This is a genomic window from Faecalicatena contorta, assembly GCF_022835095.1.
GTDB lineage: Bacteria > Bacillota > Clostridia > Lachnospirales > Lachnospiraceae > Faecalicatena > Faecalicatena contorta.
This window is the reverse complement of sequence record NZ_BQNQ01000001.1, coordinates 2,676,837-2,703,782: the sequence shown is the minus strand read 5'-3', so window position 1 is coordinate 2,703,782 and position 26,946 is coordinate 2,676,837. Positions and strand designations below refer to the sequence as shown.

Genomic DNA, 26,946 nt, shown 5'->3' with positions numbered 1-26,946 from the left:
TATTGGGTATTATACAGCAGGAGGAGAAACAGATGCAAACATTTTTGGAAGATATCACACCATTTTACGGGACTCATGATAAAAATCCGGCGGGACAGACGCTGGAGGACTTTCTGGAGGACTATGATCCTTATAAATATGAAAAACCAAGCTGTACGACGGATGCGGTTGTATTTTCTCACGACGGAGCGCTGTCGGAAACCCTCGAGGGGCTTAAGATCCTGATGGTGAAGCGCAGCAACCATCCCAGCATTGGTTTCTGGGCACTGCCCGGAGGTTTTATAGAGATGAAGGAAGATCTGGAGGATACGGCGAAAAGAGAGCTTATGGAGGAGACCGGTCTGAAAAATCCTGTCATGGAGCAGTTTGCTACGTTTGGGGACTATAACAGGGATCCGCGCACCAGAGTCATAACGACAGCCTACATGGCGATGGTGGATGAAAAAGACGTCAATATAAAGGCCGGAGATGACGCGGCCGATGCGGCCTGGTGTAACGTGGAGATGGAACTGGCAGCAGAGAGCAATGAAAAAGAAGCAGTCAGAAGGACCTATATTCTGCATTTTGTGAATAAAGAGAAGTGTCTTGATACTAGGGCCGTGGTAGAACACACGCTGAGGCGGGGCCTGATCAGAGAAGAGCATTTTACAGTCTCCGAGCAGGGGATGATCGCAGTGGACCACGCAGGAATCGTGGCCCAGGCCATGACGATTCTGCGTGGGAGGCTGAAGAAGTAACTATGCGCAGGATAAACGGTGCTGGCACTGTCAATATGCCGCGCCCTTTTACCTGGCGTTCCCCTTTTTCTTCCTTTTACCCGTAACAAACAGTATCATTGCGAGGAACGCTACCGCTATAATCATCCATATCACAAAGATAGCCGTGCTTTGTTTACTGAACATATCATAATAGCCTTTCAGGTATATAATGACTACGATCCAGGGAAGGACGTAGGTCATGTAGCCCCGGACTTTTTCAGGAAACTTCATTCCCTGGCCGCTGTTGGCCTCCTGAATGAAGTTTTTCCATCCCCAGCCGTTTTTATGGGTGCAGAAGAGCAGATAGACAACGGAACCCAGCGGCAGGATATTGTTTGATACAAGGAAGTCTTCCAAATCCATGATGTTTGTTCCGGTTCCAAGAGGCTGGAAGCCGGACCATACGCTGAATCCAAGGATACATGGAATGCTTAAGGCGGCAATCAGCAGGATATTGATCCCGACAGATTTTTTCCTGCTGAAATGAAACAGATCCATTCCAAAGGACACGATATTTTCAAAAACGCCCACAATCGTAGAGAGTGCAGCACAAAACAGAAACAGGAAGAACAGGGATCCCCAAATCCTGCCTCCTGCCATCTGTGTAAAGATATTGGGCAGCGTGATGAAAACAAGTCCGGGACCTGCGGCTGGCTCTACATTGAACGCAAAGCAGGCCGGTATGACGATGAGCCCGGCCATCAGAGCTACAAAAGTGTCCAGGATTACGATACTCAGCGATTCCCCTGTCAGAGAACGGGACTTGTCCAGGTAGCTGCCGAAGATAGCCATCCCGCCCATTCCGATACTTAGCGTGAAGAATGCCTGGCTCATGGCACCGAAAATAACATTTCCGATTCCATTTTCCACCATTTTATGAAAATCAGGCACCAGATAGAAGCGAAGGCCTTCGCTGGAACCGCTCAGAGTAACAGAACGGACTGCGAGAACGACCATGATAGCCAGCAGGCAGATCATGGTTACCTTCATAATCTTTTCCACGCCCTTTTGAAGTCCGATACTGCAGATTCCGAAAGCAATCAGTATGACAATTACGGTCCAGAGCATCAAAGTTCCCGGAGACGCGAGCATTTGGTCATAGTTGGCAGTCACCTGTTCCGATACGATACCGGAAAAATCACCTCTGGCCATACGGAAGCAGTAGTAGAGCATCCAGCCGCCCACCATAGAGTAAAACATGACAAGTATGTAATTGCCGGCGATCGCGAACCAGCGGGTAAAATGCCACCTTGTGCCGTCCGGTTCCAGGGCATTATAGGAAGTGGCGATGCTCTTCTGGCTGGCTCTTCCAACACTGAATTCACACACTATAATAGGAAGACCCAGGATCGCCAGGAATATCAGATAGATCAGAATGAATGCCGCTCCCCCAAACTTACCGGACATGTACGGGAATTTCCATACGTTCCCCAGTCCGATGGCGCATCCAGCCGATACGAGAATAAAACCAAGACGGGACCCAAATTTTTCTCTTTTCATAAACAACCTCCCAAATTATCTGAAAAAGGAGTGCAAGGGGGTCAGACCCCTCTGCAGAGGGGTCTGACCCCCTTGCACTCCTTTTTCGCTTTAAACCATAACAGTATATCATATTTTCATTGAAAGTGAAATGAAAATATTGGGCGGCAGTCCTTGTCGCGGTATACATTTTATGGTAAGATAATTGGCAGAATGTTACTACTTGAGGAGGAAACTATGGAAAACGAGACAGTTTCAAAGAATTTTATTGAGCAGGAGATAGACAAGGATCTGGCCGAGGGTGTGTATGACCATGTCTGTACGAGATTCCCGCCGGAGCCAAACGGTTACCTGCATATCGGACATGCCAAGTCTATTCTTTTAAATTACGGACTGGCGCAGGAATATGGCGGACAGTTCAATATGCGCTTTGACGACACAAACCCTACAAAGGAGAAGGTCGAATTTGTGGATTCTATCAAGGAAGATATTAAGTGGCTGGGGGCAGACTGGAAGGATCATCTGTATTTTGCATCCGATTATTTTGAACAGATGTACGAGTATGCGGTAAAGCTGATTAAAAAAGGAAAGGCTTATGTCTGTGACCTGACGCCGGAAGAGATCCGCGAATACAGGGGAACCCTGACCGAACCCGGTAAGGAAAGTCCTTACCGGAACCGTACGGTGGAGGAGAATCTGGAACTTTTCCAGAATATGAAGGACGGCATGTATGCGGATGGGGAGAAGGTCCTTCGTGCAAAGATCGATATGGCATCACCGAATATAAATATGAGAGACCCGATTATTTACCGTGTTGCCCGTATGAGCCATCATAATACAGGAGATAAATGGTGTATTTATCCGATGTACGATTTTGCGCATCCTCTGGAAGATGCGATCGAGGGAATCACACATTCTATCTGTACATTGGAGTTTGAAGATCACCGCCCGCTCTATGAATGGGTGGTAAAGGAATGTGAGTTTGAACAGCCCCCGAGACAGATTGAGTTTGCAAAGCTGTACCTTACAAATGTGGTGACCGGTAAGCGGTATATTAAGAAGCTTGTGGAGGACGGCATAGTAGATGGCTGGGATGATCCGCGTCTTGTGTCAATCGCAGCTCTGCGCAGAAGAGGATTTACACCGGAGTCCCTTAAGATGTTCATTGATATGTGCGGGGTATCCAAGAGCCAGAGTTCTGTGGATTATGCGATGCTGGAATACTGTATCCGTGAGGATCTAAAGATGAAAAGGCCGCGTATGATGGCTGTGCTGGATCCGATTAAGCTGATCATCGACAATTACCCGGAAGGACAGGTTGAATACCTGGACGTGGCAAATAATTTGGAAAACGAGGAGCTTGGAAGCAGGAAGGTTCCCTTCTGCAGAGAGCTTTATATTGAAAGAGATGACTTTATGGAGGAACCTCCTAAGAAGTATTTCCGGCTGTTCCCGGGCAATGAAGTCCGCTTGATGCACGCTTATTTTGTAAAATGCGAGAGTTTTGTAAAGGATGAAAACGGAAATATTACGGAAATTCACTGCACCTATGACCCGGAGACAAAATGCGGAAGCGGCTTCACAGGCAGGAAGGTCAAGGGCACGATCCACTGGGTTCCGGCTCCCTATGCCGTGAAAGCCGAAGTGAGGTTATATGAGAATCTGGTAGACGAGGAAAAGGGCGTTTATAATAAGGAAGATGGTTCACTGAATCTGAATCCGAATTCTCTCACTATCGTGAAAAACTGTTTTGTAGAACCAAGTTTTGAAGATGCTGCACCTTATGACAGCTTCCAGTTTGTCAGAAACGGGTATTACTGCATAGATGCAAAAGATTCCAAGCCGGAAGCTCTAGTCTTCAATCGTATAGTTTCACTGAAAAGTTCTTTTAGATTACCAAAATAAACAGGTAAGGGGCAGGTCTATTCATCAGACCTGTCCCTTTGGCAATTGGGATTTCCGGGAAGCCCCGGTGTTGGAGGCGTGATATGAACGAATTAACAATAAATCTTCAGAGTAAATCGAATATACCGCTGTACGAGCAGATTTACAGCTATATAAAAAAAGACATCCAGAGCGGCCGGATCCAAAGCGGGGAAAAGCTTCCGTCCACCCGTTCCCTGAGCCGTTATCTGGAAGTAAGCCGGAGCACGGTAGAACTGGCATACGAACAGCTTCTCTCAGAAGGGTATGTGGAATCGGAACCGTACCGGGGCTTTTTTGTGGCGCAGATTGAGGAATTATATCAGTTGAAGCAGAGCCCAAAGAGGATCCCGGGAGGATCCGTACGTGAAGAAAAGCGGTATTCGTATGACTTTACCCCAAACGGCGTTGATCTGAACAGCTTTCCTTATAATGCCTGGAGGAAGCTGTCCAGGGACTGCCTGATGGATGACCGGGCGGAGATGTTCCGTCTTGGTGAGCCGCAGGGGGAATATGGCCTTCGGGAAGCAATCTGTGACTATCTGCATCAGGCAAGGGGCGTGAACTGCCAGCCGGAGCAGATTATCGTAGGAGCAGGAAATGACTATCTGCTTATGCTTCTCACGACGGTCATTGGCCATGAACACAAGGTGGCGCTGGAAAATCCCACTTATAAGCAGGCATACCGGTTGTTTAAAAATCTTTCCTATGAGGTCTGTACAGTCGACATGGATTCCAGGGGAATGGACATCACAAAATTGACGGAATCTAACGCGGACATTGCTTTTGTCATGCCTTCCCATCAGTATCCCCTTGGAATCGTCATGCCGATCAAACGAAGGCTGGCACTTCTGAAATGGGCGAATGAGCAGGAGGGGCGCTATATCATAGAGGACGATTATGACAGTGAATTCCGCTATAAAGGTAAGCCGATCCCGGCGCTGCAGGGATATGACAGCTGTGATAAGGTAATATATATGGGCACCTTTTCTAAATCCATTGCACCCGCAATCCGAATGAGCTACATGGTGCTTCCCAAATCCCTCCTGGTCCTGTATCAGGAAAAAAGCAGTTTTTTAAATTCTACCGTTTCCAAGGTAGATCAGCTCATTCTTCAAAAATTTATCGAAGAGGGTTATTACGAGCGGCATCTGAATAAAACAAGGGCCTTGTATAAGAGCAGACATGACACGCTTTTAGGATGCCTGAAAAGCCTCCAGGACCGCTGTGTAATCTCCGGGGAAAATGCCGGCGTGCACCTTCTGCTTCATTTTCATAATCATATGGCAGAAGATGAGCTGACAGCTCGGGCAGCTCAAAAGGGCGTCAGGGTTTACGGGCTGACGGAATATTATATAGAACCGCAGGTGGGAAAACAGGCGACCATCCTGCTGGGCTATGCCAATATGAATGAGGAAAAGATACAGGAAGCGGTCAGGATACTGGATGAGGCATGGAAATAGAAAAAGAACCTGCGACAATAGTCCAGGTTCCGTGAGATATTAAATCTATTTTTTTTCTTCGACAGGAGCTTCGGCAGATCCTTTTTCTTCCTTGTCAGTTCCTTCCGATTTATTGTCGGAAGCAGCATCAGATGTTCTGTTCAGCGGAACATATTCCCTGTCAGGAACGGGCTCCAGATCGCTGTCCAAGTCAAAATCATCCTCTTCTGTATCATCCTGGCTGTCATCACAGCTATCGTCACAGCATCTGCCCTTACAGAAATAAGCTATGATAAGGCCAATTGCAGAACCAATAGCTGCAAGACTTATGAACCATTTTAAAAACTTTTTCAATGTATAAGTCTCCTTTCTATGGGATAATAACTAAACTCATTTTCTATTGTAATACTTTTTGGACGCAATTACAACAATGTACTCAAAATTGTGCTCAAAAATAAACTGCAGGTTACTATTTGTCTGCAGAATGTGTTAAACTGTTAAAGTATAAGCCAATTGAGGAGTGTGTGAGGGATTATGGAAAATAAAACTGCAGAAAAGGCGAAGAAAGGTGCGCTCAGTATTGTATTCAGCAGGACGGCGTTGATCCTGCTGCTCGTAGTGGTACAATTTTTACTGATGCTTGGGATAGCAACGTATCTAAGAGATTATGTTGTATATGTATACAGCGCCATGAATATTCTGGGCGCCGTGATTGTTATATATATTATCAACCAGAGAGGTAATCCGGCATTCAATATGACCTGGGTGCTTTTGATCCTGATTTTTCCGGTATTCGGATGCCTGTTCTATCTTTATGTCAAGTCCCAGCTGGGTACCAGATATATTGGAAAACGCCTCGGCAGGCTGAAACTGGATACGTGGCAGTATATGGAACAAAAACAGGAGATCATAGACGATCTGCGTCTGAGCAAGCCTGCCAACGCGAATCTGGCACACTACATGAAGCACCAGCTTGGGTTTCCTACATACAGAAATACAAAGGCAACTTATTTTGCATGCGGGGAAGAAAAGTTTACTGTTTTATTAGAGCGTCTGGAGAAGGCGGAAAAATTCATCTTTTTGGAATACTTTATTGTAGAAGAGGGATATATGTGGGATTCTATACTCGATATTCTGAAGCGCAAAGTGCAGGAGGGCGTAGAAGTACGTTTCATGTATGACGGAATGTGCAGCATTTCCCTTCTTCCCTATAATTATCCTAAAACGATAAGAAAGTATGGTATCCAATGCAAGATGTTCAGCCCCATACGTCCGGTGCTGTCTACCACGCAGAATAACAGGGATCACCGGAAGATATGTGTTATAGATGGAAAAATTGGTTTTACAGGAGGCATAAATCTGGGAGATGAGTATATCAACCGGAAAGTGCGTTTCGGGTATTGGAAGGACACTGCGGTCATGCTGGAGGGGGATGCAGTGCAGAGCCTGACCATGCTGTTTCTTCAGATGTGGAATGTGACCGAACTAAAGCCGGATCAGTATAAACGCTATGTAACACCCATGTCGGCCGAACTGCACCGCGAACTTGGCTTCATGATTCCATACGGAGACAGTCCCTATGACAACGAAGATGTGGGGGAAGAAGTCTATTTCCATATTCTGAATCATGCTAAAAAATACGTCCATATTATGACCCCATACCTGATTCTGGACAATGAAATGCTCGATACATTGACAAGAGCGGCCAAGAGCGGGATTGAGGTATGCATAATTATGCCGCATATTCCTGACAAATGGTATGCCTTTGCAGTTGCCAAGACGTATTACCGGGAATTGATAGAAGCAGGCGTTCAAATCTATGAATTTACTCCCGGTTTTGTACATGCAAAGATATTTGTCTCAGATAACGACACGGCAACCGTGGGGACCATCAACCTGGATTACCGGAGCCTGTATCTGCATTTTGAATGCGGCGTCTTTATTTACAACAATCCGGTTGTCAGAGAGATAGAGTCAGATTTTCAGAAAACTCTGGAAAAATGCCAGAGAATTTCCATAGCGGACTTGAAAAAGATCAGCCCGCTTATGGCCATTTGCGGAAGAGTACTCCGGCTGATTGCGCCACTAATGTAAAGCATTACCTGAACAAAAAGGGACAGACTCCTATGCAAATGGAGCTGTCCTTTTTTGTAAAATAATAATTTACATATTGGGAAAAATATAGTATAATTCATTAGGTGGTTCATTTATAAGAACTGCTAATGTTAACTTATAAGTAATAATACACACAGGAGGGTTTGACATGGTAAAAGCAGTAGTAGGTGCTAACTGGGGTGATGAAGGAAAAGGCAAGATTACAGACATGCTTGGAAAAGAATCCGATATCATTGTCCGTTTTCAGGGAGGAGCAAATGCAGGCCATACGATCATAAATGATTATGGGAAATTTGCACTGCATACGCTGCCATCCGGAGTATTTTATAACCATACAACCAGTATCATCGGCAATGGTGTGGCACTGGATATTCCAGTACTGTTTAAGGAAATCCAGTCAATTGTAGACCAGGGGGTTCCGAAGCCTAAGATTCTTGTCTCCGACAGAGCACAGATTATTATGTCCTATCACAAAAACTTCGATTCATATGAGGAGGAGAGGCTTGGCGGGAAATCGTTTGGCTCCACAAAGTCGGGGATTGCGCCGTTTTATTCTGACAAATATGCTAAAATCGGCTTTCAGGTAAGTGAGTTGTTTGATGATGAACTGCTCAGAGAGAAGGTTGAGCGTGTGGCGGAACAAAAGAATGTTCTGCTGGAGCACTTATACCACAAACCACAGATCAATCCTGCTGATATATATAAGGAACTGAAAGAATATAAAGAGATGATTGAGCCTTATGTGTGCGATGTCTCTCTGTATCTTTACAACGCTATGAAAGATGGGAAAAATATACTGCTGGAAGGACAGCTGGGATCACTCAAAGATCCTGACCACGGCATCTACCCAATGGTTACTTCCTCTTCCACGCTGGCGGCGTTTGGCGCCATAGGGGCAGGTATTCCGCCCTATGAGATCAAACAGATTATCACGGTATGTAAGGCTTATTCCAGCGCAGTCGGAGCGGGGGCATTTGTCAGCGAGATTTTTGGAGATGAGGCAGATGAGCTGAGACGGCGCGGCGGTGACGGCGGTGAATACGGTGCAACCACAGGACGTCCGAGACGTATGGGCTGGTTCGACTGTGTTGCCTCCAAATATGGCTGCAGGCTGCAGGGAACAACAGATGTGGCCTTTACCGTACTGGATGTCCTGGGCTATCTGGATGAGATTCCAGTCTGTGTGGGGTACGAGATCAACGGTGAGGTTACAAAAGATTTTCCGGTAACCCATCTGCTTGAAAAGGCAAAACCGGTGCTTAAGACACTGCCGGGATGGAAAACGGATATCCGCGGAATTAAGTTATATGAAGAACTTCCGGAAAATTGCCGAAATTATATTGAGTTTATTGAGAAAGAGATTGGCTATCCGATCACTCTGATCAGCAATGGGCCGGGCAGAGAAGACATCATTTACCGTAATATAATATCAGAGTAGCAGTGCAGCAGGATTTTATTTTTTAAAATCCTGCTGTATTTTATGATATAGGTAATTCCTCTGGAATTTCCTATATCATAAAAACCCTCCGGGGGATGCACACGCTGCGATAAGGTATATAGCCGCAAAGCGGCATCGCGGCGGCGCCAAAGCGTGCAAGCCCCTCATGAGTGAGGGGGGGAGTTGAGGTGGGCTTGCCCACTTTGTTCTAGTCAGGCAGATTCCGCAGAAGACCGTTATATCGAAAATTAACTGCATAGTTGTACAATTTCTTATAAGAATTAGATAATAAAATCTTTATATTTCTGCCATAACTCTGTCACATTTACACAGTAGAATATACATATGCCAAAAGGGGTGATGTATACCGGTAAAGCAGCCGCAGAAATTCGTTCTGAAGCAAGCCCCTGGATTACATTATTTGGCATATTTACGGGTGAGTATACATATAATAATAAGGCTGAGGCTTATAAGAAAAGGAGGTATTTTTATGCGTCAGAGCAACAATGAAAGAACTCAAGAGATAATTTCGATGGAAGAATACCTGGAGAGAAGACAAGAAAAAAGAAGAACAGAATTCATGAAAGAACCACAAAAAAGAAGAGCAGCAGAATGGAGCGCTGCCCTGGAAATTGCAACATTATTCGTGTAGAGGGCTATTGATCCTCATCTGAGTCATCCGGTTTTTTCTTTTGGGATAAACGATAAACTAAAGTGTAGGCATACAGCAGAACAGGCAGTAATATCGTAGCAGCAATGGAAGCTTTCAGCAGGCCCGAGGATGCGGAACGGTCAACAAAAGCAAAAATCAAAGTACTGCCATACAGACATAGGAGAAGAACGGCACCGATCAGTGCTAAAATACGTTTCGATTTTTTCATTATAAATCCTTTCTATCATACATAATAAGATAGTTTTATTATAAGCGAAACAAAGACGTATTTCAAATAAGATTTCGGCAGTTGGTGCTTTTTGTGAAAAGCATCAATGTGAAATGTGAAACGGGATGTCCAGGCAGGCGTATCTGCCCGGAATGTCCCGTATTTTGTTTTTACTGTATAGGGGGCAATTGGGGAACAGTTCTGGCCTGCCCGAACTATTACATAATTGAAATCCTGTAGTAGAGGATTGACCATAAATTCTTTACTAACCGTAAATTTTGTTATATAATGGGGACACGAGCGAAATTTTGAAAAAAGGAGTTATATACAATGAGTGAAAAAAGTTTACTGGATCAATGGCGGGATATAGCCTATAACAAGGAGCTGACAAAAAACCAGCTGGAAGAGTTCTGGGGCGGCTATTTTGATATTGAAAAGGGAATTTATGAACAACTTCTGGAGACACCGGATGAGGAAGTAAAGGGAACCGTAGAAGAGCTGGCTGCAAAATATGGACAGGACGTTATGACGATGGTTGGATTTTTGGACGGCATCAATGACAGCCTGAAGGTACCGAATCCGATTGAGACGATGACAGAAACAACAGAAGTCAGCTTGGCTTTTGATAAGGAAAAGTTATACAAGAACATGGTGGATGCAAAGGCAGAGTGGCTGTACGAGCTTCCCCAGTGGGACAAGATCTTTGATGAGGAGTCAAAAAAGCGTCTGTTCCGCGAACAGAAACAGTCAGGAACTGTCCGTAAGGAAAAGAAGATTGGAAGAAATGATCCATGTCCATGCGGCAGTGGCAAGAAATATAAAAAGTGCTGTGGTAAGAACGCCTAGACTATGAAGCGGGGCGGCATACTTCGGCAGTATATTGTAAAAGAAATCCTCTGGGCACGGAAGCCGGAGGATTTTTGAATATCTGATTATAACTGGGAGAACTTAATGAGAATTTATTATTTGATAACCGGAGTTTTTTGCATCATGTATTATCTGGTGATGTATCTGTACACAAGAAAATGGGCCTCAACCTTTTCTCTGTTCTGGCCTGCTGCCGGGGCGCTGCACCTGCTACTGGCCTATCTTGATCCGGGAGGAACCGCCGGACAGCTTTTGTCCGTCATTGTGCTGATCTGCTGGGCTGTCTTTCTCTATACGGAGGCCTGGATCTGCAGGGCCATGCTGAGAAGGACCAAAGAAGAGGTGCCCTGTATTATCATTCTTGGAGCACAGGTAAGAGGAACCCAAATTACAAATTCCCTGAAACGCAGACTGGACGCTGCATTGGTTTACCTGGAGCAGTATCCGGAGACAAAGGCAGTTGTATCCGGAGGGCAGGGGAAAGGCGAGGACATAACAGAAGCGGAGGCAATGGCCGTGTATCTGGAACAGCAGGGGATTGACAGGAACAGAATTTCTCAGGAGGACAGTTCCACATCCACCTGGGAAAACATGAAAAATAGCGGCAGGATGATTGGAGATCTGGAACAGCCGGCTGCAGTTGTGACTAATAATTTCCATCTGTACCGCGCGCTGTTGATTGGGAAAAAGGCAGGTTTCACAAACCTTAAGGGAATCGCAGCAGGCTCAAATCCGGTTCTGCTGCTGAATTATCTTGTGAGGGAATTTTTTGCAGTTCTCTGGATAAAGATACGGCAGTAACATAAAAAGCATTGGATCCAAAACAATAAAAAATTAAAACAGTGCTTTGACAAAATAAAAAAATCTGTTAAAATAGAAATGGAATGAAGAAAAAGGCCATAATCCCCATATTCGTATATATGGCATATGATACCAATAGAAATAAGTCTTTAAGGCGTAGTCTATGAGTGTAAATTCAAAGATTATACGCCTTTTTCTTATATCTGCAGAATAATGCAGGACAAGAAATATGAGAAGGAGGGCTTATTATGCCAAAAACAAAATTTCAGCGGATTCTATATGGGGCATTCATGTCCATAACCATGGCTTATGGTATGGAAGTATACAATGTTGCAATTAAACAGGGGTATCATACAATGGCAGGCAGTTTCAGCAATATGACAAATCACGTTTTTCTGGAGGCGCTTATAGAAGTTTCGTATATGTGGATCCTTGTGTTTATCTTTTCAAATCTGTGGGGAAACAGAGTTGGACGCAAGCTCGCCGGAAAAATCGTTCGTCCTGAAATCGATAATCCATTTTATATGACACTTATGATGTCCGGATGTACAGTTTTGATTATGTGTCCTACCATGAGTTTGGCGGCATCCATACTGTTTAATATTATCCTGGGGCATGCACCCGTGAGCCAGCTGCCGGCCATCTGGGCAGGGACACTGCTGAAGAATTTTCCCATGGCACTGCTTTGGAATCTGTTTGCAGCAGGACCGCTGACAAGGCTGCTATTCGGAGCATTCATGAAAATCAGGCACCCGAAAATTGCTGGAAATACGGCCGGATTAGATATAGAAAATATGGTTGACAAAAATAACCGTGATGTTATAATGAGTTTAGATTCAACAAGATAAGCCCACCTCTATAGGGGAGAGGTGAATCACGAAAAACAAGATTAACGGCAATGGCGGGCGGAGAGGAATTGGTATCTCCCACAGACATTGTAGTCGTACTTTGTGAAATTACCTGACGTGGATGGAAACATAATAATAACACGCAGACGAGACGAGTAGAGTGTGGAAGAGCGCCAGAGAGGGGAGCCAAGGCTGAAAACTCCCTGTTTCGGAAGCATTTGAAAACTACCTCCGAGTGGCTGAAAACAGTCCGGTGATTCCGTTATCATCATGAATAAAGTGGTTCTGGTATCAGTATACCAGCACAAATAGGGTGGAACCGCGAGAACTTTATAGACTCGTCCCTTTCTGCAGTTTTCTGTGGAAAGGGATTTTTTATATTCTATAATAAAAAATTTTAAATAATGTATTAGGAGGAAAAGAAAATGAAGATTTCTTTAAAAGACGGTTCAGAGAGAGAATACGCGGGCAGCAAGTCCGTGATCGCAATAGCCTCTGATATCAGTGAAGGGCTTGCACGCATAGCAACAGCCGGAGAAATAAACGGAGAAACAGCAGACCTGCGGACTGTGGTTGACAGTGACTGTGATCTGAATATTCTCACGTTTCAGGATGAGAAGGGAAAAAGTGCATTTTGGCACACCGCTTCACACATTATGGCACAGGCCGTTAAAAGATTATATCCGGATACAAAGCTGGCAATCGGACCTTCCGTGGCAGACGGTTTTTATTATGATATTGACCGTGAAACACCGCTCACAGCGGATGATCTTGATAAAATCGAAGCGGAAATGAAAAAAATTGTGAAAGAAGCGCTGCCTATCGAACAATTTACAAAACCGAGGGCAGAAGCAATCGCATATTTTAGAGAAAAGGGAGAACCATATAAAGTAGAATTAATTGAAGATCTTCCGGATGATGCTGTGATCAGTTTTTATTCACAGGGCGAGTTTACAGACTTATGTGCAGGGCCGCATCTGATGACGACAAAACCGGTAAAAGCTTTTAAGCTGACAAGCCTGGCCGGAGCTTACTGGCGGGGCAGCGAAAAGAATAAGATGCTGCAGCGGATCTACGGGACTGCATTTCCGAAAAAGGCAGAGCTGGATGAGTATCTGGCCATGCTGGAGGAGGCGAAGAAGCGTGACCACAGAAAGCTGGGAAAAGAACTTGGCCTTTTTATGATGAGGGATGAAGGCCCTGGTTTTCCGTTTTTCCTTCCAAAAGGAATGGTTTTAAAGAATACGCTTCTGGATTACTGGCGCGAGATACATCAAAGGAACGGCTATGTGGAGATATCCACCCCGATCATGCTCAGCCGTCATCTTTGGGAGACTTCCGGCCATTGGGATCATTACAAGGATAATATGTACGCAACGGTGATCGATGAAGAAGATTTTGCGATCAAACCGATGAACTGCCCGGGAGGTATACTGGTCTATCAGTCGGAGCCGCGGTCTTATCGTGATCTGCCCATGAGGATGGGAGAGCTGGGTCTGGTTCACCGGCACGAAAAGTCCGGACAGCTCCATGGTCTGATGAGGGTACGGTGTTTTACCCAGGACGATGCTCATATCTTTATGATGCCGGAACAGATACGTGATGAGATTAAAGATGTTGCCAGGCTAATCGACGAAGTATACAGTCTGTTCGGGTTTAAGTACCATGTGGAACTATCTACACGTCCGGAAGACAGCATGGGAAGCGATGAAGACTGGGACATGGCAACAGATGCGCTCAGGGGCGCGCTGGATGATCTTGGTCTTTCCTATGTGGTGAACGAGGGCGATGGTGCGTTTTATGGACCAAAGATCGACTTCCACCTGGAGGACTCCATAGGAAGGACATGGCAGTGTGGAACCATTCAGCTTGATTTTCAGCTGCCGCTCCGCTTTAACCTGGAGTATACCGGCGCTGACGGCGAAAAGCACAGGCCGATTATGATCCACCGCGTTGCATTTGGCTCCATAGAACGGTTTATTGGGATTCTTATTGAACATTTCGCGGGCGCATTTCCGACATGGCTGGCTCCGGTTCAGGTTCGGGTACTTCCGATATCCGACAAATATATGGATTATGGCAGAAAAGTATTTGAAGTTCTGAATAAATCCGGGATCCGAACTGAAATGGATACCCGGGCCGAAAAAATTGGTTATAAAATCCGGGAAGCCCAGATGCAGAAAATCCCCTATATGCTTGTGGCAGGCGCAAAGGAAGAAGAGAATGGGCTTGTATCTGTGAGAAGCAGATTTGCCGGCGACGAGGGTCAGAAGAGCTTGGATGAATTTGTTGCTTCTGTTTCCAGTGAAATTGCCGAAAAGACAGTCCGTGAGGTAGTAAAACAGGAATAATCCAAAGGGCGGCAGGGCATAATGATACTGATTTTATTAATAAGAAGGAGGTATGATCATGCCAGAATTAAAATGTACCGTGCAGACATGTGTGCACAATAAGCAGTTTTTATGTGACCTTGACAAAATCGAGGTAGGAGGAAGCAACGCAAAAACTCCCAGAGAGACATGCTGCGACAGTTTCCAGGAAAGAAAGAATGACAGCTCTTCTAACAGTTATTCCAACAGCTATTCAAACAGCTACAGCGATGTAAATGGTAAGGCTTCAGACTGCAGCTGTATCGACTGTAAGGCAGTAGAATGTATGTATAACTGTAACTGTGAATGCCACGCAGGAAAGATCAGTGTAGAAGGAAGCAATGCCTGTCATTGCGAGGGTACAGAATGTGCCACATTTAAATGTAAAGGTTGAGAAAATTAAACTCCGCACTTGGAAAAAGTGAAGCAGGAAGAGCAGGTATCCGGGTTAGAAACCGGCATACCTGCTCTTCTTGGTTGACTTGAGTACCTGCTAGGCGTTATAATCATAATATCTGCATAAAAATTGGAAGGACTCTGATGTGAATGAGTGAAGAAAAACAGAATCAGGTGTATAAAAAAACAGAAGAAAGCAGCGGATATTATGCAAAACGCCCTTCTTTCGGACAAAACGGACCATCAAAACTGAGGCAGAAGTTCAGCCGGGGCATGACTATTTTTGTAGTGATCGCTGCCTGTATCCTCTTTTATTTTGCGCTGTTAAGGCTGCCCGCAATTTCAGAAGTCCTAAAAGAAATATTCAGAGTCTTAAAGCCAATTGTTTATGGGCTTGCAATTGCATATCTTCTGAATCCGATCGTCAAATTTGTTGAGAGACATTTAAAACCTTTTCTGGAAAAGAAATTACATGATCAGAGACGGATTCATGCGCTTTCGAGAGGCGCAGGGATCTTTGCGGCGGTTCTGGTGCTGTTGTTTATTATTGTCGCATTATTTAATATGATGATACCGGAATTATATGGAAGCATCAGGGATATGATTCTCACGGTACCAAGCCAGCTGAACCAGCTGGTGGACAAGGTTATGGAGATGAATTCACAGGATTCCACACTCGGCCAGCTTTTGAGCAATGTCTTAAAGGAAGCTACGGACTTTATACAGACATGGATGCGCACCGACCTCCTGAATCAGATTAATGTTGTTATGTCGAATCTGACGGTAGGAGTCATCAATATTGTCAGCGAACTTCTGAATCTGGTCATCGGAATCATCATATCCATTTACGTATTGTTCAGCAAAGAAAAGTTTGCAAGACAATCAAAAAAACTGGTCTATGCAGTTTTAAAACCCTCTCAGGCAAATATGCTTCTGCATCTGACCATCAAGAGCAATGAGATATTCGGGGGATTTATTATTGGTAAGATTATTGACTCGGCAATCATTGGAGTCCTTTGCTTTGTTGGGCTTTCCATATTGAAGATGCCATATACGCTTCTTGTCAGCGTGATTGTTGGAGTGACGAATGTGATTCCGTTTTTTGGGCCTTATATCGGAGCAATACCGAGTGCAGTACTGATCATGCTCACAGATCCAAAGATGGGGATTTATTTTATTCTATTTATACTGGTTCTGCAGCAATTGGACGGAAATGTAATCGGCCCGAAAATACTGGGCGATTCCACAGGGTTATCCGCGTTCTGGGTCGTATTCGCAATCCTGCTGGGAGGAGGGCTGTTTGGGGTTATCGGCATGATTTTGGGCGTGCCTACTTTTGCGGTAATCTACTATATTATAAATATGCTGATTAACCATATGCTTGAGAAGAAGAAACTGCCGATTGATACCGCAGCGTACGGAGAAATGAGCTATGTAGACGCTGACGGGACTTATGTACATTCAGACGATAATGAAACAAATAAAGAAAAAGGGGAATAAAATATGCCAATACGAGTACAAAATGATTTGCCGGTTAAAGAGATTTTAGAGCAGGAAAATATATTCGTGATGGACGAATCCCGTGCGGCGCACCAGGATATCCGCCCAATCAGTATCGGCCTTCTGAACCTGATGCCGCTTAAAGAGGATACGGAACTTCAGATCCTGCGGTCACTCTCCAATACACCTCTTCAGGTAGACGTGACTTTTGTGCGGGTAAGCAGCCATGTGTCCAAAAACACGTCCACCAGCCATATTTATAAGTTTTATGAGGCTTTCGAGACGATCAAAAGCCAGAAGTTTGACGGTTTTATCATAACAGGCGCACCGGTGGAGCAGATGCCTTTTGAGGAGGTGGATTATTGGGAAGAGTTGAAGGAGATCATGGACTGGACCATGACCAATGTTACGTCTACGCTTCATCTTTGCTGGGGAGCCCAGGCGGGACTCTATTATCATTATGGGATTAATAAAGTGCAGCTTCCTGAAAAGATGTTCGGCATATTCCCGCACCATGTCAGGAACCGTAAGATTCCTCTCCTCAGAGGGTTCGATGATGTGTTCTTTGCACCGCATTCCAGACATACGACAGTTCCACGCGAGCTGCTGGAGAAAGATGACCGAATTACGATTCTGGCAGAATCGGAGGAGGCCGGTGTATTTCTCTGCATGGCAAAGGAAGGACGCCAGATTTTTGTAATGGGGCATCCTGAATACGACAGAGTGACGCTGGATGCGGAGTATAAGAGGGATAAAGCCAAGGGGCTGGATATAAAAGTGCCTGTGAACTATTATCCAAACAACGATCCGGGCAATAAGCCCGAACTGCTCTGGCGTTCTCATGCAAACAATCTTTATTCGAACTGGCTCAATTATTACGTCTATCAGCTGACTCCTTACGACCTGTATGGAACACCTTTTGAGAATATAGAGAAACCGCGTGGTTAAGGGGGGATTGAGAATTCATGTAGTTCTGAAACGGCAGCAATTCCGCGGGCATATCAAAATCTTATCATATATTGTAGGAAGGGTATACCCAAAGGGACCCCGTAATTCATGCCCTTTGGGTATGATATAGTCTGCAACTTTCGGGCACACACTATATCACAATACAATTTTGAGAAAGGATTCACATCTATGAAAACACAAAAGCATCTATTTTTATATGCTATTCTTGTTTTTGCCTTTTCACTATGTTTATCTTTTTTGCTTCCCGGAATGGAAGTCAGGGCAGAACGGGCCATTGATATTGCCCGGAGTAACGGTAATCAACTGGAAGAGCGCTATCAGCCTGCTGGTTCTATTATTGTAGAAATAAATACAGGTCAAGTCCTGTGGCAGGAAAATCCGCAGATATCCTGGGAGCCAGCCAGCATGTCTAAACTTATGACCATACTGCTGGCTTACGATGCCATTCAGGAAGGCAAATTCTCGCTGAACACCCAGGTTTCTGTCACTGACAAATATCTGGATATAGCCAGCAGGTATTCATTGAGCAACAACAAGATGCTGGCCGGAGCTACCTATACTGTAGCAGAATTATTCGATCTGATCATTGTCCCATCTTCAGCTGCCGCAACCTATATGCTTGCAGATCTGATTGAGCCAGACCCGGACAAGTTCGTTACACTTCTGAACGAAAGAGCTGCATCCATTGGTATGAAGAATACCCGGTATTATAACCCTGTGGGAGTTCCTAACAAACTGCTGATTCCCTACCAGCCTGTCAATGCCTCACTTACGGATGTGAATGTCACAACACCGGAGGATTATGCCCTGCTATGCTGCTATTTTGTGAAAACTTATCCGGATATCCTAAATCATACAAAATACCCTAAGATCGTGGTAAAAGAAGGAACTCCGTACGAAGAGAAATTTGATACTTACCAGTATTCGATCGAAGGAGCCAAATATTCGCTGAAAGGAACCGATGGATTAAAGACCGGTTCCAATCAAAACGGTTTTAATTATTCTTCCACTGCACTGCGCGGAAACACCCGTCTTGTAGAGATTGTAATGGGTGTTTCAAAGTGGGAGGATCAGGCAGGTGAGGAAATACGCCATGTCATTGGCAATGCCATTATGGAACAGGCCTTCCAAAATTTTGAGTACCGGAAAGTACTAAAAAAAGGTATCCACACGATTAATGATAAGAAAATTGAGATTAAAAAAGACCTGTGGGACTGTGTCCCCCAAAATACTGATGTTTCATTTAATCTGGACAACGGGAAAGTATCTGTAAATTTAAAAAGAGAATTTCTGCCCGGTTATCAAACTCCTGCCGTTTCATATGAAGCTGCCCCGATTTTTTCCGGGAGTGCGGGTTCATGGTCTACTATAGTAATAAAAGTTCTGCTTCTCATTATTATGATTCTCCTGTTACTAGGGTGCCTCCGTTTCTATTATGTTTTACTTCAGAGGAAAAAACTCCGTAAAAGACGAATGGAACGCAGAAAACTGCAGAATACCAGGTCGTTGCATGATAAAGATCATTAAGTGTTCTCCCAGTGCTTTTATCAGTCATAACCGCATTCGAATAGTGTTTCTAAAAGTCATTGCTGCATATAAAAACAATCACACTGTCATCTTCTGTACTAAATGAAATGACTGGACCAGCCTGCGTTAAAATTGCAATCTACCGTTGCGGAAGCATAAAGGATGGTAAATAAAAGAATTATTTAGACAGATATGGAATATTTTGGAATAATTATCAAGCTTGTACATATACTTTAATATAGTACTATTAAATTACAAGATTTGATGATAGGAGAGAAGTATAATGGCAAGACAGAGAAAATCACTGGAAACACAAATTCGTAATTTGGACGAGCAGATTAATAAACTGCAGGAAAAGCTGGATGCATTAGTACAGCAAAAGAAAGAGCTATTGAATAAGAAGAGAGACGAGGAGCTGAAAGAACTTTACGATTTTATGACAACAAATAATATGTCCATTCAGGATATATATAATCTGGTGGGGCAGGAAGAACATACAGAGCAGCAGACTGCTTAACCAAAGGTGAAAACAGGGGGTCGGTTATAAAAGCCGAACCCCTGTTTTATGATATAGGAAAATCCTCTGGAATTTCCTATATCATAAAACCCTCCGGGAGGATGCACTCGCCGCGATAAGGTACAGAGCCGCAAGCGGCATCGCGGCGCCAAAGTGTACAAGCCCCTCATGAGTGGGGTGGGGCGTTGAGGCGGGCTTGCCCACTTTGCTGTCTGCATTTTGGAGTAATATTCCCCCTGATCTGTTCACCGGTCTGATTCCTAAAGCTGACTGATTTTCTTCATAATGCGCTGATAGATTGCATCCTCTTCCAGATCGGTGGTCTCGTTGTTATTTAAATTATCACTCAGAAAATCAGGTGTTTCTTCAAAAAATCTAATCTGTTCATCATCAGACAGATCTGCGATAAACTCATAAAAAAAATCGATATCATCCATATACACAAAGTTCCAGAATTTCTTTTTTTGTTCATAATTCATATTGTGCAACAAAACGAATCCCTCCTTTGTACTTATTATAGTCGCTTTATAGACTATAGTCAATTAAAGAACCGCATACTATCCTATAAAAAAGGAGAGATTGATATGATTGACTACAGTCCTTTCTGGATGACTCTTCAAAATTCGGACGAATCCACCTATACATTAATAAAAGATTACAAAGTATCCGGTTCTACAATAGACAGATTGAGAAAAAATGCACCGATCAGCACAGTCACACTAAATGATTTGTGCACGATTTTGGAATGTGATGTGCAGGATATTGTACAGTACATAATGACACCGGAGGATAAGAAGCGTTTTATGAAATGATCGGAAATACCTGGCTAAAATTCAAATAATTCAAATCCCGTTGCCGCAGGCGGCGCGAATGTATTGGCATTCGCGCCAGCTGCGGCAAGTGCATTCACATATCCTGAAATGCATGATATAATACCTGTATTGCAAAAGAGGAGGCACAAAGAATGGAAAGTTTTCAATTTTCAGAAAAAGTTAATAGTATTCAACCCGGAATCTTTTCCGCGCTGAATCAGAAGAAGAATGAGCTGCTTGCCCGTGGGCGCAGGGTATATAATTTGTCGGTCGGTACCCCTGATTTTAAACCGGCCCCGCATATCATGAAGGCGATGCAGGATGCCTGCAAAGATCCGGAGAATTATAAATACTCACTTACCGATCTGCCGGAGCTGATTGAGGCGGTACAGTACAGGTATGAGAAAAGGTTCGGGGTGAAACTTGAGCCAGATGAGGTGATGTCGGTCTATGGGTCGCAGGAAGGCATGGCCCATATTGGCCTGGTCCTTTGTAATCCGGGGGAATCAATCCTGGTACCGAATCCGGGGTATCCTCTGTTTGAGATGAGCGGTATCATGGCGGGGGCAGCTGTTGAGACTTATAAGATAGAAGAGCGGAACGGGTATCTGCCGGATTTGGAGAAAATTCCGGAGGATGTGCTGAAAAGAACGAAATACATGGTTGTTTCCTACCCGCTCAATCCGGTCTGTGCCTGTGCGCCGGATGAATTTTATGAAAAGCTGATTGTGTTTGCCAGAAAACATCAAATCATTATTCTGCACGATAATGCCTATTCGGATATTATTTATACCCGGAAACAGGGGCGGTCCTTCCTTTCCTTTGAAGGGGCCAGGGAGGTTGCCGTAGAGTTTTACTCTCTGTCAAAGTCCTATAATCTCACAGGAGCCAGAATTTCGTTTGTGGTGGGGAACCGGGAGATTGTAGAGAAGTTTAAGACGCTGCGTTCACAGATTGATTATGGGATATTCCTGCCTGTGCAGTATGCGGCTATCGCCGCACTGACCGGACCGGATGATTTTATCGAAGAGCAGCGCTTGGAATATGAGAGGAGGAACAGGGCGCTGTGCGCCGGATTGAGACGGATCGGCTGGGATGTCCCGGACAGCGCGGGAACGATGTTTGTCTGGGCCAGGATACCGGAAAAATATGAGTCTTCATTTGCATTCTGTATGGAACTGATGGAACGAACAGGGCTGATTGTAACGCCGGGCAGCGCATTTGGAAGCGAGGGGGAAGGATACGTCAGGATGGCCCTTGTTGTCGGAACTGGGGAGATCGAGGAAATCCTGCATGCCGTAGAAGCTGCGGACTTATTTTAAGATGTATGAGAGCGTGATTGAAACAGCCTGCGGCAAGCAATTTTCAATCACGCTTTTGATTTTATAATCTTCTTAGGCGTATTTTATGTTGACTTCTAATTGGTATTATTATACAATACCAATTAGAAGGGGAACTATTTCTCACAGAAAGGAAAGGACAATGCCATGCGGATATTTCAGAGAGGGTTTAACTATTCCCAGGATGGATTTGGAAATAGGCTGGTCTATCATTTACAAGGGTGCAATATGAATTGCCCCTGGTGTTCGAATCCCGAAGGAATGAGATGGGAAGGCGTACTAATAACAGAGGAAGAATGGCTATTGGATGAGGTCTGTCCACATCATGCAGTTCGAAATAAGACGCTGGACAGGACGATTTGCCGGGAATGCATGGAAAAAGAATGCGTGACTAAGCATCGGACGAAGGGAATACGCCTTTCCTATGAAGAGGTGGAGGTGGAGGCAGTCGTAGAAGAAGTTACAGCGAACAGCCCTATGTTTTATGATGGAGGCGGGGTTACATTTACCGGAGGAGAGGCAACGCTACAGTTTGATGAACTGCTGGAGACTCTGGAACGCCTGCATGCAGCGGAGATTCATACAGCGTTGGAAACGAATGGCGCCAGTCCGCGCCTGAAGGAATGTCTTCCCTATATCAGCCAGCTGATCATGGACTGTAAGCTGTGTGATGAGGAAAAACACAGAATAGCAACCGGCATTTCTAATAAGCAGACTCTGGAGAATATAAGGCACGCTGCCAGAGTCCATCCCTGCCTGCACGTACGAATTCCCCTGATCGGTAAAGTGAACGACAGTGAAGAAGATATCAGAGATTTTCTCGAATTCTTTCAAACCATCGGGGGAGATAATGTGACGTTTGAGATCTTGTCCTATCATGAGTTTGGAAAAAAGAAATGGGAACAGTGTGGCTGGGAATACAAGATGTCAGAAACGGCCCACGTAAGAGAGGAGACAATCCAGCTGTTCAGGGAGAAAATCGTGGAACTTGGCCTGAATTATATGCGTACATAGATGGATTTGCATATGGAAGTGTGTTTGAAAAGAGAGAAAGGAGCAGCGATTATGATGGCAGAAAACGTATTGACGGCAGAAAAAATTACGGAACTTGCAAAAAAAAGATTTCAGGAGGAACGGAGCATAGACCATCTGGAAGGGTGGTTTCTGGCAAAAGAAATCATGAGAAGATGTGACAGTGAATTCAGGGAAGATCCGGATTCCATCCGCATTGCCAAAACACTTGTGGAGATTGCCAGGGAACTTCCGCTGTGGATCAGCGACTATCACCTGTTTGCAGGAACTCAGGATGATTCCTTTGCGCGTTCCTACGCATTGATCAATCCGGCATTCACAGTGGACTCTTTCAGCGGATACTGTGATCCGGTAGCTGTATTTGGAGATATCGATCCCATTGGTGATATCACCAGAGAAAGAATTGAGGATCTAAGGGAATATAACAATCACACGAAGTTTGCAGATGCTCTGCGCCGGGCCTATGATATAGCGGGCGACAGCACGAGTGAAGCCATATTTTTTATCGAACAAGTAACAGGACATCTGATTCCGGACGTACGGCCTATGTTAAAAAAAGGGATACATGGCGTTAAGGAACAGATCCGGGAGCAGATGGCATCCGTAACAGACGAGGAGAAGAAGATTTATTATACCGCAATGAATACGGCACTGGATGCGGCTCTCGTCCTTGCAGGCCGGTATGCGGATCTTGCCCATAAAAAATGGGAAAGTGCAGGGGAGGAGGATAAGCCAAGGTTTGCGATGATGGAAGCGGCTCTGAGAAAGGTTCCTGGACGTGGGGCTGAGAATCTGTACGAGGCGGTTCAGTCCTTTATTTTAATATGGCAGACCATGTGCCTGGAGCAGACACCGAACCCCTTTGCATTTTCCGTGGGAAATGCGGATCGGATTTTCGAACCCTACCGGGCAATGGACGGGACTGACCGGGAGACAGCAGCCGCTTTATTCAAGCATCTGCTTGTGTTTTTTAATGTTGCGGACAGAAGCTGGGCGATCTCTCAGAATCTAATGATAGGCGGTAAATCAAATGAAGGGGAGGACCTGACAAATCCATCCTCTTATGCACTCCTGGATGCCTACTACGATATGAATCTGCCGCAGCCTATTCTCTCTGTTAAGCTTCATAAGAATACGCCCCCGGAACTATATGAGAGCATGGGCAGATTTTTCTTCACTCCGGGATGCCTGACCCCATCGCTGTTTAACGACGATGCAGTATTCTGTGTCCTAAAAAACCAGAGCGGTGTGGAAGAGGAAGACCTGCAGGATTACTCGGTAGCCGGCTGCCAGGAGCCTTTGATCATGGGGAAAGACAATGGCAATACAACGAACAGCTGGCTGAATCTCGGCAAGATATTGGAGCTTTCCCTGAACGGAGGTGTCTCCACGATCACCGGCAGGAAGCTCGGTAAAAGCGACGAGGAGCTGGGATATGGGAATAAACGTGAGATTCTTGAAAATATTCGTTCCATATTTTATAGCAATCTGGAGGAATATACAGATATGATGGTGGAATGTGCGAATGCGGCATCAGAGGCGATTGGCTTGCTCCAGGTTCCATTCTTATCTTCTATGATGGGCGGAGTGGAGAGCGGGATAGATGTCAGAGACACGAAGCGCCAGGGAACAAGGTACAACGGAAGCGGCTGTCTGATTCACGGTCTGTCAGTTGTGGCGGATGCATTCACCGCCATTGACACCCTGCTGGAGGAATGCCCCCAGGATGCAGACCGGCTGATTGAAGCGCTGCGCACGAATTTTGAGCAGGATCCGGAGATGCAGCAGTATCTTCTGACAGCGCCTAAATTCGGTAATAATATCGCAAGGGTCGATAACGAGGCCGCAGAGATCGCGAACCGTGTCAGCGACCTGATTGCATCCAAAAAGAATTATCTTGGCAATCCATTCCGGCCTGACTGGTCAACTCCTTCGACACATCTGCTTTATGGATACTGGGTAGGAGCCACGCCGGACGGCAGGAAGTCCAGAGAACAGCTGGGATATGGAGTGGATCCGCTGTATGGGGAAGCGCATCAGGGGCTTGGATTCAGGATGCTTTCTAATATGAAGCTTCCTTTCGATAAAATGAACGGCGGCTATGCATCCCATCTGGGGATCAATCCGAATTATTTTAAAACCCAGTTGTTTGAGCAGAAAGGGAGGGAATTCCGGGATAAGATTATATCTCCATTGTTCTATAATCCGCAGAAGGAGGGCGTATCCCCATTTTACTTGTATGTGAATGTAACAACTCCCGGCATGCTGCGCAAGGTGCTGGAAAATCCCAAAAAATACGCCCCCAGCGGCGTATATATTATGAGAATCCACGGTACATTTGTTAACTTCCTGGATCTTTCGCCGGATATCCAGGAGGATATTATTAAACGTCTGGATCTAGAGTCAACCAGTTTATAAAAAGGAGGATCATATGCAGTATTATATAGGGATCGATCTGGGAACCTCCAGTGTAAAGTCTCTTCTTATGGAGGAAAATGGAAGGGCGGTGGGGACCGCACAGGTGGGATATGAAATTATAAAACGGGAACAGCAGTACGCGGAGCAGGATATAGACCTGCTCTGCGATGCAGCCCTGCGCACGGTCAGGTCACTGCTGGAGAAACATCAGGATGCAAGGGCTTGTATCAAAGGCGTGGGCTTTTCCGGGCAAATGCACGGCCTGGTTATGATTGGCAGAGACGGGAAACCCCTGAGAAATGCGATTATATGGGCCGATCAGCGCTCGCAGCAGGAGATTCAGAATCTATATTCCATCATACCAAGGGAGGAATATCATCAAATCTCGCTGAATTCCCTGAGTACCGGTTTTTTAATCAGCTCGCTGATGTGGGTGAAAGAGCATGAGCCGGAAGTCTACAATTCTATTGATAAGGTAATGCTGCCCAAGGACTATCTGCGTTACAGAATGTGCGGAGAATTGGGCACAGATATGTCCGATGCCTCCAGCACTGCCATTTTTGACACAAAAAGCAGGCAGTGGGCTTGGAATTTCATAGACCGGCTGGGACTGGAGAGAGGCTTTTTCGTACCGTGCCGTGAAGCCTATGAGGCGGCTGGGGAGTCAACTGCTGCGTGCGAGAGGCTGACGGGGCTGAAGGCAGGGACAAAGCTCGTATATGGCGGAGGCGACAGCCTGATGCAGGCGGTGGGAAATGGTATCATATCACCGGGAACTTTGTCGGCTAATATTGGGACGGCCAGCCAGCTGGCCTGTGCTGTCAGCACACCGCTGTATGACAAACTTTACAGAACAAACACCTTCTGCCATGTACGAGAAGACCGGTGGATGCTCATGGGCGCCAATCTGAGCGGAGGCGTGGCTTTGAAGTGGCTGATGAAAAATATTCTGGATATGCAGTCCTTCGATGATATGACAGCCCTGGCCGAGACGGTTCCCGCCGGGAGCAGGGGCCTTCTTTTTCTCCCCTATCTGAGCGGGGAGCGCACGCCCTACAATGATCCGGAAGCAAAAGGCATCTACCATGGCCTGACACTGAGCCATACTAAGGCGGATCTGATACGCAGCACAATGGAAGGGATTATCTTCGGGCTGAAAAACTCTTTGGAAATCTTTCAGGATATGGGGGTTGGATTCCAGCGTATCCTTGCATCCGGGGGCGGTGCAAGAGGTCGTCTTTTCCGTCAGATCCAGGCGGATATGTTTGGAAAAGAAATCTATACAAGCCTGATTCAGGAACAGGCTTGTATGGGGGCTGCCATCACGGCTGCGGTGGGCACGGGCGGTTATGCATCGTTTGAAGAGGCATGCGGCTGGATTGTCCGGCTCAGCAGTGATGTGGCAGCGCCGGATCCGGAAAATCAGAAAGTATATGAGGAAAGATATCAGATCTACAAAGAACTGTATCCCAGAAATAAAGATTTATTTTAATAGTAACCTCTATTGCATCAGT

24 protein-coding genes and 1 other annotated feature are annotated in these 26,946 nt (G+C 45.3%); of the genes, 20 read left to right on the top strand and 4 right to left on the bottom strand.

Annotated elements, in window-relative coordinates; translation table 11 throughout:
- Positions 1–32: 32 nt before the first annotated feature.
- Entirely contained in the window at positions 33–737 is a 705-nt protein-coding gene (locus MWG26_RS12045; protein ID WP_025657322.1) for an NUDIX domain-containing protein, read from the top strand.
- 48 nt (positions 738–785) lie between these two features.
- Here the strand turns inward: MWG26_RS12045 and MWG26_RS12040 are convergent, their stop codons facing one another.
- Positions 786–2,258, bottom strand: coding sequence for a sodium-dependent transporter (locus tag MWG26_RS12040; RefSeq protein ID WP_025657323.1), 1,473 nt, complete (start codon positions 2,256–2,258; stop codon positions 786–788).
- Between the two features lie 216 nt (positions 2,259–2,474).
- Here MWG26_RS12040 and MWG26_RS12035 point away from each other — a divergent pair, with 216 nt between their 5' ends.
- Both MWG26_RS12035 and pdxR read left to right on the top strand, forming a co-directional pair.
- Positions 2,475–4,142: a glutamine--tRNA ligase/YqeY domain fusion protein gene (locus MWG26_RS12035; RefSeq protein ID WP_025657324.1), complete on the top strand. Its 1,668-nt coding sequence runs from the start codon at positions 2,475–2,477 to the stop codon at positions 4,140–4,142.
- Between the two features lie 83 nt (positions 4,143–4,225).
- Positions 4,226–5,623, top strand: a complete 1,398-nt coding sequence (gene pdxR, locus MWG26_RS12030) for a MocR-like pyridoxine biosynthesis transcription factor PdxR (protein WP_025657325.1) — start codon at positions 4,226–4,228, stop codon at positions 5,621–5,623.
- A 45-nt stretch (positions 5,624–5,668) separates the two neighbouring features.
- Here pdxR and MWG26_RS12025 read toward each other — a convergent pair whose 3' ends face one another.
- Entirely contained in the window at positions 5,669–5,956 is a 288-nt protein-coding gene (locus MWG26_RS12025) for a hypothetical protein (protein ID WP_025657326.1), read from the bottom strand.
- A gap of 180 nt (positions 5,957–6,136) precedes the next feature.
- On the opposite strand from MWG26_RS12025, the gene cls reads away from it, so the two are divergent.
- From cls to MWG26_RS12010, 3 genes are all read left to right on the top strand, one after another.
- On the top strand, positions 6,137–7,696 hold the full coding sequence (gene cls, locus MWG26_RS12020; RefSeq protein WP_025657327.1) for a cardiolipin synthase: 1,560 nt from the start codon (positions 6,137–6,139) through the stop codon (positions 7,694–7,696).
- 169 nt (positions 7,697–7,865) lie between these two features.
- A complete protein-coding gene (locus MWG26_RS12015) occupies positions 7,866–9,155 on the top strand; it encodes an adenylosuccinate synthase (RefSeq protein ID WP_025657328.1) in 1,290 nt (429 codons plus the stop codon).
- Positions 9,156–9,645: 490 nt separating this feature from the next.
- Positions 9,646–9,807 carry a hypothetical protein gene (locus MWG26_RS12010; protein WP_153920911.1) on the top strand — a complete coding sequence of 54 codons (162 nt, stop codon included), beginning with the start codon at positions 9,646–9,648 and terminating at the stop codon, positions 9,805–9,807.
- 4 nt (positions 9,808–9,811) lie between these two features.
- Here the strand turns inward: MWG26_RS12010 and MWG26_RS12005 are convergent, their stop codons facing one another.
- On the bottom strand, positions 9,812–10,036 hold the full coding sequence (locus tag MWG26_RS12005; protein WP_025657329.1) for a hypothetical protein: 225 nt from the start codon (positions 10,034–10,036) through the stop codon (positions 9,812–9,814).
- A 330-nt stretch (positions 10,037–10,366) separates the two neighbouring features.
- On the opposite strand from MWG26_RS12005, the gene MWG26_RS12000 reads away from it, so the two are divergent.
- From MWG26_RS12000 to MWG26_RS11960, 9 genes are all read left to right on the top strand, one after another.
- Entirely contained in the window at positions 10,367–10,882 is a 516-nt protein-coding gene (locus tag MWG26_RS12000; RefSeq protein ID WP_025657330.1) for an SEC-C metal-binding domain-containing protein, read from the top strand.
- Positions 10,883–10,987: 105 nt separating this feature from the next.
- Positions 10,988–11,704 carry a YdcF family protein gene (locus tag MWG26_RS11995; protein ID WP_025657331.1) on the top strand — a complete coding sequence of 239 codons (717 nt, stop codon included), beginning with the start codon at positions 10,988–10,990 and terminating at the stop codon, positions 11,702–11,704.
- 248 nt (positions 11,705–11,952) lie between these two features.
- On the top strand, positions 11,953–12,552 hold the full coding sequence (locus MWG26_RS11990) for a DUF2798 domain-containing protein (RefSeq protein WP_025657332.1): 600 nt from the start codon (positions 11,953–11,955) through the stop codon (positions 12,550–12,552).
- 134 nt (positions 12,553–12,686) lie between these two features.
- Positions 12,687–12,901 (top strand) — a binding site (T-box leader).
- Between the two features lie 76 nt (positions 12,902–12,977).
- The gene (gene thrS / locus MWG26_RS11985; RefSeq protein ID WP_025657333.1) at positions 12,978–14,903 is read left to right on the top strand and encodes a threonine--tRNA ligase; all 1,926 of its coding nucleotides are present in this window, start codon (positions 12,978–12,980) and stop codon (positions 14,901–14,903) included.
- Positions 14,904–14,961: 58 nt separating this feature from the next.
- The gene (locus MWG26_RS11980) at positions 14,962–15,315 is read left to right on the top strand and encodes a DUF1540 domain-containing protein (RefSeq protein ID WP_025657334.1); all 354 of its coding nucleotides are present in this window, start codon (positions 14,962–14,964) and stop codon (positions 15,313–15,315) included.
- Positions 15,316–15,467: 152 nt separating this feature from the next.
- A complete protein-coding gene (locus tag MWG26_RS11975; protein WP_025657335.1) occupies positions 15,468–16,817 on the top strand; it encodes an AI-2E family transporter in 1,350 nt (449 codons plus the stop codon).
- 3 nt (positions 16,818–16,820) lie between these two features.
- Positions 16,821–17,765 (top strand): homoserine O-acetyltransferase MetA, encoded by a 945-nt coding sequence (metA, locus tag MWG26_RS11970; protein ID WP_025657336.1) that lies wholly within the window; start codon positions 16,821–16,823, stop codon positions 17,763–17,765.
- Between the two features lie 189 nt (positions 17,766–17,954).
- Positions 17,955–19,313 carry a DUF1958 domain-containing protein gene (locus MWG26_RS11965; protein WP_025657337.1) on the top strand — a complete coding sequence of 453 codons (1,359 nt, stop codon included), beginning with the start codon at positions 17,955–17,957 and terminating at the stop codon, positions 19,311–19,313.
- A 283-nt stretch (positions 19,314–19,596) separates the two neighbouring features.
- On the top strand, positions 19,597–19,830 hold the full coding sequence (locus MWG26_RS11960; RefSeq protein WP_025657338.1) for a hypothetical protein: 234 nt from the start codon (positions 19,597–19,599) through the stop codon (positions 19,828–19,830).
- 260 nt (positions 19,831–20,090) lie between these two features.
- On the opposite strand, the gene MWG26_RS11955 is transcribed toward MWG26_RS11960, so the two are convergent.
- Positions 20,091–20,309: a hypothetical protein gene (locus tag MWG26_RS11955; protein ID WP_025657339.1), complete on the bottom strand. Its 219-nt coding sequence runs from the start codon at positions 20,307–20,309 to the stop codon at positions 20,091–20,093.
- A 105-nt stretch (positions 20,310–20,414) separates the two neighbouring features.
- Here MWG26_RS11955 and MWG26_RS11950 point away from each other — a divergent pair, with 105 nt between their 5' ends.
- From MWG26_RS11950 to xylB, 5 genes are all read left to right on the top strand, one after another.
- Positions 20,415–20,642: a helix-turn-helix domain-containing protein gene (locus MWG26_RS11950; protein WP_025657340.1), complete on the top strand. Its 228-nt coding sequence runs from the start codon at positions 20,415–20,417 to the stop codon at positions 20,640–20,642.
- Between the two features lie 152 nt (positions 20,643–20,794).
- Positions 20,795–21,964, top strand: a complete 1,170-nt coding sequence (locus MWG26_RS11945) for an aminotransferase class I/II-fold pyridoxal phosphate-dependent enzyme (protein ID WP_117441179.1) — start codon at positions 20,795–20,797, stop codon at positions 21,962–21,964.
- A 165-nt stretch (positions 21,965–22,129) separates the two neighbouring features.
- Positions 22,130–22,996 carry a glycyl-radical enzyme activating protein gene (locus MWG26_RS11940; protein ID WP_025657341.1) on the top strand — a complete coding sequence of 289 codons (867 nt, stop codon included), beginning with the start codon at positions 22,130–22,132 and terminating at the stop codon, positions 22,994–22,996.
- A 24-nt stretch (positions 22,997–23,020) separates the two neighbouring features.
- Complete coding sequence (locus MWG26_RS11935; RefSeq protein WP_240285764.1) at positions 23,021–25,432, top strand: pyruvate formate lyase family protein; 2,412 nt, start codon at positions 23,021–23,023, stop codon at positions 25,430–25,432.
- Positions 25,433–25,445: 13 nt separating this feature from the next.
- Complete coding sequence (xylB, locus tag MWG26_RS11930) at positions 25,446–26,924, top strand: xylulokinase (RefSeq protein ID WP_117441180.1); 1,479 nt, start codon at positions 25,446–25,448, stop codon at positions 26,922–26,924.
- Positions 26,925–26,946 lie beyond the last annotated feature (22 nt).